We start from the raw sequence: 13,228 nt of genomic DNA on the forward strand, positions 1-13,228 counted from the left end.
CTGCGCCTCGGTCAACTGTGGTTGAAGGCATCGTGCTCAACTGACCGGATCGGACTGCTGCGCTGTGTTGCAGGACGGACTGGAGCGGGGACTTCCTGCTCTTCAACGCCACGTTTGCCGGGTGACTGAGCGGAGAACTCCGAAGCTGGAGCGAAGAAGCTTCAGAATTCCTGGACGAGTACGTGCCCACCATGGCAAAGCACCTCCACTGCATCGCGTAGGGGGCCCGGCTACGGAAATGCGCGTTGCGGAGAACATCTACGGATCTCACTCGGGCGCAGACGGCCCTGACCTGGGCGGCGGGAAATTCTTCAAGATCACGCGGGAAACGGCGGAATCTCGGCCATGGATAGTGCAGACCAGGCGGGTTTCGTCGGTGCACCACAGAACGGAAGCCCCGCAGGTCGAAAGACCGGCGGGGCTTCCGCCTTTTCCCGGCCCCGCCCGGTCTCTTCTTGTGGGGCGCGCGGTTCCCGCGTACGTACGGACGTGCTGCGGCCCACACTTTCGTCGCGGCGGGGCGCGACGAAAGAAGGACGCCCCGGCGGGAGAGCGCTGCCTAGGGTGCGGGCGTGGACGTGTCATCGAAGATCCGGGACCTCCGACTCCTGCTCGCCGGACCGGAGCCCTGGTCCCGCCGCCGGATCGTCGGCGAGTCGGCCCTCGCCCTGCTGCTCGCCGCGGCCGGCGGCGCGGCCGGCCTCGTCGGCGGCGGACTCGTGCTGCCCGCCCTGGTCGCCGTCGCCGTCCTGGCACTGTCGCCGCTGCGCCGCCGCTTCCCCGCGACCGTCCTCGTCACCGCCGCCGCGCTCAGCGGCGCCAACGCGGGCGCCGCCCTGCTCCTGTTCGTGGTCGCCTGCTCCTCGGGGCGGCGCATCGCGGGCTCGGGACGGGCGCTCGCCGCGTTCTGCGCCGCGTTCTGCGCCTACCTGGCGGCCGTCGAGGTCAGCGAACTCGGCAACGGCCACAGCTTCGTGCTCGCGCTCTTCGGGGCACTGTTCTTCATGCTGATCGCGGTGGTGCCCGGCCTCGCCAGCCGCTACTGGTTCCAGCGCCGCACCCTGCTGCAGACCATGCAGGAGCGCAACGCCCAGCTGCTGCGCGAACGCGTCATGATCGCCGGGCAGGCCCGGCTGCGCGAACGCCAGCGCATCGCCCAGGACATGCACGACAGCCTCGGCCACCAGCTGGCCCTCATCTCCGTGCACACCGGGGCGCTCGAGGTGGACCCCGCGCTGACCGGCCGCCAGCGCGAGGCCGTCGGAGTGCTGCGCGAGGCGTCCGTGGCCGCCATGCACGAACTGCGCGCGGTCGTCGGCATCCTGCGCGACGGCGTCGAGGCGCCGGAGCACACGGACGAGGCCCAGCGCGCCGCCCGCGGCACGGCGGGCGTGGAGGCGCTGGTGGCGTCCGCCCGCGCGGCGGGCACGGCCGTGGAGCTGCGCGAGACGGGGGAGGCGCGGCCCCTGGCCGCCGCCTGCGACCACGCCGCCTACCGGATCGTCCAGGAGGCGCTGACCAACGCGTACAAGCACGCGCCCGGCGCCGCCATCCGCGTGGAGCTGCGCTACGAGCCCGACTCGCTCGTCGTCGAGGTCGTCAACGGGCCGGTGGCGGGGCCGCCGCCGGACGAGGTCGTCAGCGGCGGCCAGGGCCTGACCGGGCTCCACGAACGCGCCCGGCTGGCCGGCGGCATGGTCCACACCGGCCGCACGGCCGACGGGGGCTTCCGGGTGGCCGGGGTGCTCCCGTACGGGGCGGCGGAGGCGGCGACCTTCGTCGACGGCGCGGACGACTTCCGTGGGCAGCCGGGGCGGGCCCCGCTCGGCGACGGTGGTCCCGCCGGTGCGACGGGGACCGGCCGGCACCAGGCCGGCCGGTACGTCGGCTGGGACGTCGACCTGGACGTCGCGGAGAGGGAGTTGGCCATGAGCAGCAGCAACAGAAGCAGGGGCGCCGGTGTCGCCCTGGGATGCGGCATCGCCTTCGCGGTCGTCGTCCTGCTCGTGGTCGCCGCCGGATTCGCACTGTTCTTCCTGGCCGGATCGGCGGATAAGGCCATGATCGAGCCCTCCGAGTACGAGAGGATCAAGGTCGGCGCCTCCGAGCAGGCCGTGCGCGACCGACTGCCCTCGGGCGACACGTTCCTGGCGAGCGGGCTGGACAAGAACGGACCCGCCCGGCCCGACGGATCGAAGTGCCTGGTGCTGATGAGCTCGGAGGTCGGCGACCACTTCGACACCGAGCCCGTTTTCCGGTTCTGCTTCAAGGACGGCAAGCTGATCGAGAAGAAGTCGTACGAGGTGAAGCGGTAGCCCGCGACCGCGCCACCGTACGGCGGACCACCGGCGGCGGCGCGGGCGTGACGGCGGGTCGTGAGACGGGCGGGCGTGGTGCGAGGACAGGAGCAGGCGTGACGCATCCAGGCGGTCCGGACGGTTCCCGGGGCCCCGGGGGCCCGTACGGGCAGAGCGGGGCTGTGACCGGGGTCGGGACCGGAGCCGGAGCTGGGGCACGTGCCGCGCGGATCAAGGTCGTCATCGCGGACGACGAACCGCTGATCCGGGCGGGCATCCGGATGATCCTCACCTCAGACCCGGACATCCAGGTCGCGGCGGAGGCGGCCAACGGCCGCGAAGCCGTCGACGCCGCCCTCGCCCATGGCGCGGACGTGGTGCTCCTCGACATCCAGATGCCGGTCATGGACGGACTCACCGCCCTGGCCGAGCTGCGCCGGACCGCCCCGGCGGTGCACGTGATCATCCTCACGACGTTCGGGGAGCGCGAGAACGTGCTGCGAGCGCTGGAGTACGGGGGCGCCGGGTTCCTGCTCAAGGACACGGCCCCGGCCGAGCTGATCGGCGCGGTACGGGCCGCGGCGGCCGGGGACGCCTATCTCTCACCGGGCGCGACCCGGCACGTCGTGGACCAGCTGGCGACGGGGCGCGCGGCGGCCCGGGGCGAGCAGGCGCGGCGCCGGGTGGACGTGCTGTCTGAACGGGAGCGGGACGTGCTGGCGCTGCTCGGGGAGGGCCTGTCCAACGCGGACGCGGGCAAGCGGCTCCATATGAGCGAGGCCACGGTGAAGACGTACGTCAGCCGCATCCTGGCGAAGCTGGAGTGCGAGAACCGGGTGCAGGCGGCGCTGCTGGCACGGGACGCGGGGCTGTAGGGCGGTCTTCGCGGGGCGGGGCGCGGGCCGTTGTTTCACGTGAAACAACGGGTGGGGCCGGGGCTGTGGGGTGGGTCGACGGGGTGGGGCGGGGGCGGGGTTAGGGCCGGGTTGAGAGCCCGGCTGAGGCGGCACCTGGGGCTCTGAGCTGCGTGTTCGCCCTTTTTTGAAAGTGGTTGTACAGTACAACATATCGAGTGAGTTGTATAAGCCAACCATTGGAGTCCTGGTGTCCTCCGGTACCGCTCCCAGCCCCCTGCGCCACGTCCTCGGCCACCTCCTCACCCCCCTGCTGATGTGCATCGGGATGGGCCTCGCGTACCTCGGGGCCTTCCACGCCCCACACCCCCACGACCTGCGCGTCGACATCGTCGGCTCCGGCCCCGGCGCCCAGGTGCTCGCCCAGACCCTCCAGGACAAGGGCGCCGGCGCCCTCGACGTCCACACCGTGCCCGACCGCGCGACCGCCGTCACCGCCCTGGAACAGCAGCACGCCTACGGCGCCTACCTCCCCGGCCCCAAGCCCGAACTGCTCGTCGCCTCCGCCTCCTCCGACACCAGCGCCACCGCCGTCGAAAAGGTCTTCACCAAGGTCGCCGCCGAACAGAACGCGCCCCTGACGGTGACCGACGTGACGGAACTCGCCGACGGCGACCCCACCGGACAGGGCATCTTCTTCCTGCTGGTCGCTCTCAGCATCGGCTCCTACGCCTCCGTCGCCGTGATCGGCGGGGCCGGTGCGGTCCTGCCGCTGCGGATCCGGGCACTGCTCGCCCTCGGCATGTCCCTGCTGGTCAGCGGCATCGGCGCGGTCTTCGCCGGCCCCATGTTCCACCTGGTCGACACCGGCCTCGGCGGCGTCTGGGCCATGGCCTGGCTGTACTCGGCGGGCATCCTGCTCATCGGCGTCGGACTGCACACCTTCCTGAAGAGGTGGACGACGCTCGGCGTGATGGTGCTCTTCGTGATGCTCAACTTCACCAGCTCGGGCGGCATCTTCCGCCCCGAACTCCAGCCCGGCTTCTTCGGAGCCCTGCACGCCTTCTGGAACGGCGCGGGCTTCGTCGAAGGCGCCCGCAGCCACGTCTACTTCGCGGGCCACGCCCTCGGCGGCCACGTCCTCGTCCTCACCCTCTGGTTCGTGGCGGGCGTCGCCCTGATGGCCATCGCGGCGCTGGCAGAACGGCGACGGGCCTCCGAGCGGAAGTCCGTGGCGGTGGCTGCGGGTGCCGGTGGTGGCACCGGTGCCGGTACGGGCGCCGCTGGGGCCGGAGTCGGGGCTGTGGCCGGAGCCGGAGCGGCTGAAACGGCTGGTCAGGCCGGTGGCCAAGGCGGTGGCGAAGGTGACGTCGAGGAAGAGCTGGAAGAGGCGGTCGCTGTCTGAGCGAGGGACGGAGGCGGACCGGGGCGTAGTCCCGGGAGGGGGCCGCCCGCCTCGCCGGACTGTGGACAACTCCCCTCGACGGCCCGCCGAATGAGGCCACGACAAGAGTTATCCACAGGGGGAGACGGCTGTCGCCCGCCGACGGTACCTTCATGGCATTCCAGCTGTTGATGTTGTACGAAGACGGGGGAGGCGGCGCGCGATGAGCGATGTCCAGACGGCGGTTCCGGTACCGCGAGCAGTGCCCGACAGCGGGCAGGCCCGCATCCCGAAGGTGCCGGGCTTCCGCCACCACAACGGCCGGGGCCCCGGCCACCCCACCGGATCGCCCAAGGCCGACGGCAAAGCCCTGCGCGACAGCGTGCCCCGCTCCTCCCACGACTCCCTGGTCCTCTCCGCCGACCGGCCCGACGCCGTCCGCGCCGTCGAGGAGTCCAACCGGGGCCGCGTCACCGAGCTCACCCCGATCCGCGTCGGCCGCATGGCCGCCTCCCCCTTCGCCTTCCTGCGCGGCGCCGCCGGACTCATGGCCCACGACCTCGTCGGCACCCCCGTCACCGGCATCAGCGCCCAGATCTGCGGCGACGCCCACGCGGCGAACTTCGGTCTCTACGGCGACGCCCGAGGCGGCCTCGTCATCGACCTCAACGACTTCGACGAAACCGTCCCCGGCCCCTGGGAATGGGACCTCAAGCGCCTCGCCGCCTCCCTCGTCCTCGCCGGACGCGCCGCGGGCGCCGACGAGGACACCTGCCGGGCCGCCGCTTACGACGCGGTCGGCGCCTACCGGCGCACCATGCGCCTGCTGGCCAAACTCCCGGTGCTCGACGCGTGGAACGCGATAGCCGACGAAGAGCTCGTCTCCCACACCGACGCCCGAGACCTGCTCGGCACCCTGGAACGGGTGTCCGCCAAAGCCCGCAACAACACCAGCGCCCGCTTCGCCGCCAAGGCCACCGAACAGAGCGCCGACGGCCACCGCACCTTCGTCGACGCCCAGCCGGTACTGCGCCGGGTACCCGACGCCGAGGCAGCCGCCGTGGCCGCCTCGCTCGGCCCCTACCTGGAAACCCTCTCCGAGGACCGCCTGCCCCTGCTCGCGCGGTACGCGATACACGACGTCGCCTTCCGCGTGGTCGGCACCGGCAGCGTCGGCACCCGGTCGTACGTAGTGCTCCTCCTCGACCACCGCGGCGAGCCCCTGGTGCTCCAGGTCAAGGAGGCCCGCGCCTCCGCGCTGCTCCCGCACCTGGCCAAGGCGGGCTTCCACGCACCGGACGCCGGACACGAAGGCCGCCGCGTCGTCCTCGGCCAGAAGCGCATGCAGGTGGTCAGTGACATCCTGCTCGGCTGGACCACCGTCGACGGCCTGCCCTACCAAGTACGCCAGTTCCGCAACCGCAAGGGCAGCGTCGACCCGGCCGCACTCGCCGCCGACCAGCTCGACGACTACGGCCGCATGACCGGCGCCCTGCTGGCCCGCGCCCACGCCCACAGCGCCGACCCGCGCCTGATATCCGGCTACTGCGGAAAGAACGAAGAACTCGACGAGGCCGTGGCAGGCTTCGCGGTCCTCTACGCCGACCGCACAGAAGCCGACCACGCCACCCTGCTCGCCGCGATCCGCGACGGCCGGATGGCAGCGGAGCTGGGGGTCTGAGGCGGAGGTCTGAGCCGGGGGCTGAGCCAGCCGGAGGGGTTCTGTCGGGGGCACTGTCTGGCTGGGTGCCGGGCGGGTTCCGCGGGGCGCTCGCGGCCGGGCGCTTTCCGGGGTGAGCGCCGAGGCTGCGGTACGTATGGGCTGAGGGACGCCGATGCGCTGAGGGCTGGGTTGGGGGCTGGGCTGGGCGGGGCTGGGCGGGGGTGGGGTGGGGTGGGAGGGGGGAGGGGGAGGGAGGCCCCCCGCCCCACCCCGCCCGTACGCTGGACCGGTGACGGACGAACCTGCCGCAGAGACGACCGCCCCGGGCATCCCGGCTCCGGACACCACGGCCCCGGTGGCCCCGGCCGCCCCGGCCCCGGATTCAGCCGCTCCGGAGGGCTCGGCCCCCGGCAGCGCCACCCCGGAGAACGCCGCTCCCGACGCTCCGGCCTCGGCCGACGGACTCAGGAGTGACGAGCCCGAGAGCGGCGAGCGCCCCGAGGCCCGGCTGGACCGGGCGGTGCGGGCGGCCGAGCAGGCGCTGATCGAGTTCGAGATCGCCGTGGAGACCTTCCGCGTCGAGGTCGAGAACTTCTCCCGCCTGCACCACCAGAAGCTCGGCCCGATGTACGCGCGGCTCGACGAGCTGGACGCCCAGATCGCCGAGGCGCGGGCGGCACGCACCGGTGACCCGGAGGACCAGCGCAAGGCACGTGAGCTGCGGGCCGCCGTACTGCCCATGCCCGGCGTCGATGAGCTCTTCCACGACTGGATGGAATCCGACGGGCTGTCCCCCGAGGCCGCTTCGATGCTCACCGACCAGCCCGTACGGCCGCCCAAGCGGGTCCGGCCGAGCGAGGAGGCGCGCAAGCTCTATCGCGAGCTGGCGCGCAAGGCGCACCCGGACCTCGCGCAGGAGGACGGGGAGCGCGCCCGGCGCGAGGAGTTCATCACGCGCGTCAACGCCGCCTATGGGCGCGGCGACGAGGCGATGCTCCGCGAACTCGCCGAGGAGTGGGCCGCGGGCCCGGAGCCGGAGGAGGTGCGCCCCAGCGAGAGCGAGGAGCTGTACGCCCGGCTGGACTGGCTCGCCCAGCGCAAGGAGCTGCTGTCCGTGGTGGCCCGGGAGCTGGAGGAGAGCGCGATCGGCTCGATGCTGCGGATGGCCCCCGACGACCCGGACCGGCTCCTTGAGGAGATCGGCGAGCAGCTGCTGGCCGATGTCGCGCTCCGCGAGGCACAGCTCGCCGAGCTGGTGCAGTAGCGTTCCAGCAGATCGCGACCTGCCGTTCCGTACGTACGAGAGAAGGCATGACCCATGAATTTCGCCCAGCTGCCGTCGGTGGATGCCGCTGCCGTGCCGGCCGACGCCCTGGTGCTGGATGTCCGCGAGGACGACGAGTGGGCGGCCGGGCATGTCGAGGGCGCGCTGCACGTACCGATGAGTGACTTCGTGGCGCGCTTCGGCGAGGTGACGGAGGCGGTGGAGGACGGCCGCCGCGCCTATGTGATGTGCCGCGTCGGCGGTCGGTCGGCGCAGGTCACCCAGTATCTGGTGCAGCAGGGCATCGACGCCGTGAACGTGGACGGCGGCATGCAGGCGTGGGACGCGGCCGGGCGTCCGATGGTCAACGACGGCGGCAGCGACGCCTTCGTCCTCTGACGCGCTGGCTGTCCGACGGCCGACCCCGGCCCGCTGACCCGCTTGGTTAGTGGGCTAGCCGAGCGGGTGCGCGGCGAGGAGGTCTCCGAGGAGTTCCTCGTGGGCCGCGGCGGGGCCGAGTGACAGTTCCAGTTGCTTGGCCCAGGCGTGGTAGCGGTGCAGTGGGTAGTCGGTGTCGGCGCCGAATCCGCCGTGCAGGTGCTGGGCGGTCTGGACGACCCTGCGTACGCCGTCGGAGGCCCAGATCTTGGCCACCGCCACGTCTCCGGCTACGGGCAGGGGTCCCTGGGCGCCGCTGCTGATGCGCCAGGCGGCCTGCCACAGGGTGGCTTCCATGGCGCGCAGGTCGATGTAGCGGTCGGCGGCCTGGACGGCGACCGCCTGGAACGTGGCGATGGGATGGCCGAACTGCTCGCGTTTACCGGCGTATTGGCCGGTCATCGCGAGTACGCGTTCGCCGAGGCCCAGCGCGAGCGCGCAGGTGCCGGTGGTGAGCAGATCGCGCAGCCATTCCCAGGCGCCCTCGGTTTCGATGATGTCGCGCGCCGGGATGCGTACGGAGTCGAGGCGGATCTCGGCGAGGCGTTCCCCACTGGTGGAGATCTGCTCGTGGAGCGTGACTCCGTCGTGGGCGCGGGGGACGAGGGCGAGTACGGCCCGGCCTTCGCCGGTGTGGGCGGGTACGGCGATGTGCTGTGCGCAGTAGGCCCAGGGCACCGCGGTCTGGGTTCCGTCGAGTGTCCAGTGGTCGCCCTTGGCGTCGGGGTGTGCGGTGACGGCGAGTTCCGCGGGGTCGTGGCCGGTGCGGCCGTTGGCGCCGACGGTGAGGACGAGTTCGCCGCGTCCGGCCGCGGGCAGCAGTTGGCGCGCCAACTCGGGGCTTCCGTAACGCTGTACGGTCATCGCCACCGCGCTGTTCTCCAGCAGTGGCACCCGGGCCAGGGTTTTCGCCGCTTCGCGCAGGACCAGGCACAGGGCGATCGGGTCGAGGCCCGCGCCGCCGTACTCCGGGTCGACCACCAGGCTCAGCAGGTCGGATTCGGCGAGCTTGGCCCAGAGCGGCTGGTCGAATGCGTCGGCCACCGCGCCGGGGGTGAGCGCCGGGCTGGGCACGCCGTCTGGCGCGACTCCCGAGAAGACCGCCTTCGCCGCTTCCACGGCCGCCTGCTGCTCCTCGGTGAAGGTGAAGTCCACAGCCCTGTCCTCCCGCGCACGCACCGGATCTGACGGTTCGTCAAGATAGAACAGGTTCTAGCGGATGGGAATGGCCGGCCACATCCGGATCGACGCAACTGGGGGGCTTCGGGGGGCTTCCCCCTCCCCCCCCGCCCTCCCCCTCCCCTTTCCAACTCCCGCCCCTCGCCCCGCCCTGCCCCTCGCCCCCCCCCGCATCACCGGTCGAAGTCCAGCTGCACTTCCTTCGTCGCCGGGTGGGACTGGCAGGCCAGGACGTAGCCCGCCTCCGTCTCCTCTTCCTCCAGGGCGTAGTTGCGGTCCATGCGGACTTCGCCCGAGACCAGGAACGCGCGGCAGGTGCCGCAGACGCCGCCCTTGCAGGCGTACGGTGCGTCCGCCCGTGCCCGTAGCACCGTGTCCAGGAGCTTCTCGCCCTCCTGTACGGGCCAGGTGCCGGAGCGGCCGTGCAGGGTGGCGGTCAGCGTGGCGTGTGCGGGGGCCGAGGACGCCGCGGTGCTCGGGGACGGTGCCTCGTCGACGTGGAAGATCTCCTCGTGGATCCGGCCGCGCGCCACGCCGAGTTCGCGCAGGGCCCGCTCGGCGCCCTGGACCAGGCCGAACGGTCCGCACAGGTACCAGCCGTCGACCTCGTCCACCGGGAGCAGCGCGGGCAGCAGGGACGTGAGCCGTTCCTGGTCGAGCCGTCCGGAGGGCAGTCCGGACTGCTGCTCTTCCCGGGAGAGCGCGGTGACCAGGTGGAACCGGTCGGGGAAGCGGTCCTTCAGGTCGGCTGTCTCTTCCAGGAACATGGTGGAGGCGACCGTGCGGTCACTGCGTATGAGGCAGAACCGGGCGTCGGGTTCGCGTTCGAGCAGGGTGGTGGCTATCGAGAGCACGGGGGTGATGCCGCTGCCGCCGACGACGGCCACGAAGTATCCGGGGCGCGGTTCCAGGACGAAGCGGCCCACCGGTTCCATGACGTCGACGGTGTCGCCCGCGGAGAGTTCCTTGAAGGCGTACGTGGAGAACTCGCCGCCTTCGACCAGCCGGATGCCGACCCGCAGGACGGGTGTGCCGGGGGCTTCGACGGCGGGGGCGCAGATCGAGTACGTACGCCGGATCTCCGTGCCCTGGGTGATGCGGCGCAGGGCGAGGTGCTGGCCGGGGCGGTGCCGGTATGCCTCGCGGAGTTCGGCGGGCACGTCGAAGGTGACGGTCACCGAGTCGTCCGTGAGCCGTTCGACCTCGCTCACCCGGAGTGGATGGAACATCTACAACTCCTTGAAGTGGTCGAACGGTTCGCGGCAGGCCACGCAGCGGCGCAGGGCCTTGCAGGCCGTGGAGGAGAACCGGCTGAGCAGTTCGGTGTCGGTGGAGCCGCAGTTGGGGCAGCGCACGGTGAGGGTGAGGGCGATGGGGCCGTCGGCGCTGTGGGGGCGCGGGGGTGCGATGCCGAACTCGGCGAGTTTGCGGCGGCCGTCGGCGCTGATGTCGTCGGTCGACCAGGCCGGGGACAGGACGCGGACGACGGTGACGTCCGGTATCCCGTTGTCGTGGAGGATCCGTTCGATGTCGGCGGTCATCGTTTCGATGGCGGGGCAGCCGGTGTAGGTGGGGGTGAGCTGGACGGTGACCTTGCCGGGTGCGTCCAGCTGGACTCCGCGCAGGACGCCGAGGTCGGCGAGGGTCAGGACGGGCAGCTCGGGGTCGGGCACCGAGCCGGCGAGCCGGGCCAGTTCCTGTTCGAGCGGGGTCGGGCCGTCCGTGCCGGTCGCGGGGCGCACGCCGTCCGTGCGGGTCACCATGTCGCCCCCGGGTGGCTGCGGTGCAGGTGCTGCATTTCGGCGAGCATCCGCCCGAACGGTTCGGTGTGCAGGCCCTGGCGGCCGGCGCCGGCGGCCCAGGCGCCGGTCCGGGGGCCTTCGGGGACGGTGAGGGTGGCGCGCTGGAGGACGGAGGTGATGGTGGCCAGCCAGGTGGTCTCGGTCTGCTGCCAGTCGATGTCGACGCCGTCGAGGGGCTGGAACATCTCTCCGGTGAAGCGCCACAGCGCGTCGCACGCCCGCTGCATGCGCCGGTGGCTCTCCTCGGTGCCGTCGCCCAGGCGCAGGGTCCACTGTTCGGCGTGGTCCTGGTGGTAGGCGACTTCCTTGACCGCCTTGGCGGCGAGCCCGGCGAGGTCCCCGTCGTCCTTCGTGGCGAGCTGTCCGTAGAGCAGCCGCTGGTAGGTCGAGAAGTAGAGCTGGCGGGCGATGGTGTGGGCGAAGTCGCCGTTGGGCTGTTCGACCAGCTGGAGGTTGCGGAAGGCCCGCTCTTCGCGCAGGTAGGCCAGTTCGTCCTCGTCGCCGGCGAGGGAGAGCAGGACGCGGGCCTGGCCGAGGAGGTCGAGGGCGATGTTGGCCAGGGCCACTTCTTCTTCGAGGACGGGGGCGTGTCCGGCCCACTCCCCCAGTCGGTGCGACAGCACCAGGGCGTCGTCGCCCAGGGGCAGGGCGGCGGGGTGCGCGGCGGCGGTCGCGGCCGGTGCGCCGGTGGTCTTCGCGGGGGTGGTCACAGGTGCTTCACCCCTTCCGGGATCTCGTAGAAGGTCGGGTGGCGGTAGGGCTTGTCGCCGGCCGGTTCGAAGAAGGAGTCCTTCTCGTCGGGGGAGGAGGCGGTGACGGCGGCGGAGGGCACGACCCAGATGGAGACGCCTTCGGAGCGGCGGGTGTAGAGGTCGCGCGCGTTGCGCAGGGCCATCTCGGCGTCGGGGGCGTGCAGGCTTCCGGCGTGGTTGTGGGACAGTCCGCGGCGCGAGCGCACGAACACCTCCCAGAGCGGCCAGTCGTGTGTGGTCATGCCGTTGCCTCCCCGTTCTTGTGCTGCTTCGCCGCGTAGGCCGCTGCCGCGTCCCTGACCCAGGCGCCTTCTTCGTGGGCCCGGCGCCGTTGGGTGATCCGTTGTTCGTTGCAGGGGCCGTTGCCCTTGAGGACGTCCCAGAATTCGGTCCAGTCGATCGCGCCGAAGTCGTGGTGTCCGCGTTCCTCGTTCCACCGCAGGTCCGGGTCGGGCAGGGTGAGGCCGAGGGCTTCGGCCTGGGGGACGCAGATGTCCACGAAGCGCTGGCGCAGTTCGTCGTTCGAGTGCCGTTTGATCTTCCAGGCCATGGACTGGGCCGAGTGGGACGACTCGTCGTCGGGCGGGCCGAACATCATCAGGGAGGGCCACCACCAGCGGTCGACGGCGTCCTGTGCCATGGCGTGCTGTTCGGGGGTGCCCTGGGAGAGGGCGAGGAGCAGTTCGTACCCCTGGCGCTGGTGGAAGGACTCCTCCTTGCACACGCGGACCATCGCCCTCGCGTACGGCCCGTAGGAGCAGCGGCAGAGGGGGACCTGGTTGGTGATGGCGGCGCCGTCCACGAGCCAGCCGATGGCGCCGACGTCGGCCCAGGTCAGGGTGGGGTAGTTGAAGATCGACGAGTACTTCTGGCGGCCCGAGTGGAGCTTGTCGAGGAGCTCGTCGCGGCTGACGCCGAGGGTCTCGGCCGCGCTGTACAGGTACAGCCCGTGGCCCGCTTCGTCCTGGACCTTGGCCATCAGGATCGCCTTGCGGCGCAGTGAGGGCGCGCGGGTGATCCAGTTGGACTCGGGCTGCATGCCGATGATCTCGGAGTGGGCGTGCTGCGCTATCTGGCGGACCAGGGAGGCCCGGTACGCCTCGGGCATCCAGTCGCGCGGCTCGATGCGCTCGTCGGCGGCCACGGCGGCGTCGAACGCCGCCGCGTTGGCCGCCGTGTCCTTCTCGTCCGTCGCGGGTGAGCCGTGTTTCGTGGTGCCGGTCTCCGCTGTCACTGCCGTCATCCGAGCCCCCTGGCGAGCTGTCGATTCCGGGCCGTCCGCCGGGCCGCCTGCTCCCGACCGATCGTTCGGTTCATTGACTTCAATGGTGAGTCGACGGCCCGTAGGGTGTCAACCCTGTGGATAACCCAGTGGAGCCGACCGGGATCGGGGCGGGATGGATTCGTACGACGAGAAGGACCTGCCGGGGCGGGAGGGGCAGGCCCGGCCGTCTCTTCCCGGCACCGGCAGCAGCGGGCCAGGAACCCCCCCGACGCCCGACGGACCCGCTCTGAGCAGCGCCGATGCGTCCAGGTCCGCCGAGAACGCCGAAACCGGCGCGCAGGCCGAGCCAGGAGCCCACGAGACCCCTGGG

General features: G+C 71.9%; 12 protein-coding genes. 6 read left to right on the plus strand and 6 right to left on the minus strand.

The window, feature by feature from the left end; genetic code table 11:
- The first annotated feature begins 572 nt into the window (after positions 1-572).
- The 6 genes from AB5J87_RS18315 to AB5J87_RS18340 all read left to right on the plus strand — a co-directional run bounded on the left by AB5J87_RS18315 (position 573) and on the right by AB5J87_RS18340 (position 7,861).
- Positions 573-2,315: a sensor histidine kinase gene (locus AB5J87_RS18315; protein WP_369377846.1), complete on the plus strand. Its 1,743-nt coding sequence runs from the start codon at positions 573-575 to the stop codon at positions 2,313-2,315.
- Between the two features lie 164 nt (positions 2,316-2,479).
- Positions 2,480-3,172 (plus strand): response regulator, encoded by a 693-nt coding sequence (locus AB5J87_RS18320; RefSeq protein ID WP_369377847.1) that lies wholly within the window; start codon positions 2,480-2,482, stop codon positions 3,170-3,172.
- Between the two features lie 229 nt (positions 3,173-3,401).
- Positions 3,402-4,556, plus strand: a complete 1,155-nt coding sequence (locus AB5J87_RS18325) for a hypothetical protein (protein ID WP_369377848.1) — start codon at positions 3,402-3,404, stop codon at positions 4,554-4,556.
- 202 nt (positions 4,557-4,758) lie between these two features.
- Positions 4,759-6,216, plus strand: coding sequence for a DUF2252 domain-containing protein (locus AB5J87_RS18330; RefSeq protein ID WP_369377849.1), 1,458 nt, complete (start codon positions 4,759-4,761; stop codon positions 6,214-6,216).
- 490 nt (positions 6,217-6,706) lie between these two features.
- Complete coding sequence (locus tag AB5J87_RS18335; RefSeq protein ID WP_369383576.1) at positions 6,707-7,462, plus strand: hypothetical protein; 756 nt, start codon at positions 6,707-6,709, stop codon at positions 7,460-7,462.
- A gap of 54 nt (positions 7,463-7,516) precedes the next feature.
- Positions 7,517-7,861 (plus strand): rhodanese-like domain-containing protein, encoded by a 345-nt coding sequence (locus AB5J87_RS18340; protein WP_369377850.1) that lies wholly within the window; start codon positions 7,517-7,519, stop codon positions 7,859-7,861.
- 54 nt (positions 7,862-7,915) lie between these two features.
- On the opposite strand, the gene AB5J87_RS18345 is transcribed toward AB5J87_RS18340, so the two are convergent.
- From AB5J87_RS18345 to paaA, 6 genes are all read right to left on the minus strand, one after another.
- Positions 7,916-9,055 carry an acyl-CoA dehydrogenase family protein gene (locus tag AB5J87_RS18345; protein ID WP_369377852.1) on the minus strand — a complete coding sequence of 380 codons (1,140 nt, stop codon included), beginning with the start codon at positions 9,053-9,055 and terminating at the stop codon, positions 7,916-7,918.
- Between the two features lie 197 nt (positions 9,056-9,252).
- A complete protein-coding gene (locus tag AB5J87_RS18350) occupies positions 9,253-10,308 on the minus strand; it encodes a 2Fe-2S iron-sulfur cluster-binding protein (RefSeq protein WP_369377853.1) in 1,056 nt (351 codons plus the stop codon).
- Positions 10,309-10,842, minus strand: coding sequence for a 1,2-phenylacetyl-CoA epoxidase subunit PaaD (gene paaD / locus AB5J87_RS18355; protein WP_369377855.1), 534 nt, complete (start codon positions 10,840-10,842; stop codon positions 10,309-10,311).
- On the minus strand, positions 10,836-11,591 hold the full coding sequence (paaC, locus tag AB5J87_RS18360; RefSeq protein ID WP_369377856.1) for a 1,2-phenylacetyl-CoA epoxidase subunit PaaC: 756 nt from the start codon (positions 11,589-11,591) through the stop codon (positions 10,836-10,838). Before paaC ends, paaD begins: the two co-directional genes overlap by 7 nt.
- Positions 11,588-11,875, minus strand: coding sequence for a 1,2-phenylacetyl-CoA epoxidase subunit PaaB (paaB, locus tag AB5J87_RS18365; protein ID WP_369377857.1), 288 nt, complete (start codon positions 11,873-11,875; stop codon positions 11,588-11,590). Before paaB ends, paaC begins: the two co-directional genes overlap by 4 nt.
- Positions 11,872-12,876: a 1,2-phenylacetyl-CoA epoxidase subunit PaaA gene (gene paaA, locus AB5J87_RS18370; protein ID WP_369377858.1), complete on the minus strand. Its 1,005-nt coding sequence runs from the start codon at positions 12,874-12,876 to the stop codon at positions 11,872-11,874. Before paaA ends, paaB begins: the two co-directional genes overlap by 4 nt.
- Positions 12,877-13,228 lie beyond the last annotated feature (352 nt).

Source organism: Streptomyces sp. cg36, assembly GCF_041080675.1.
In the GTDB taxonomy this organism is placed as follows: Bacteria; Actinomycetota; Actinomycetes; order Streptomycetales; family Streptomycetaceae; genus Streptomyces.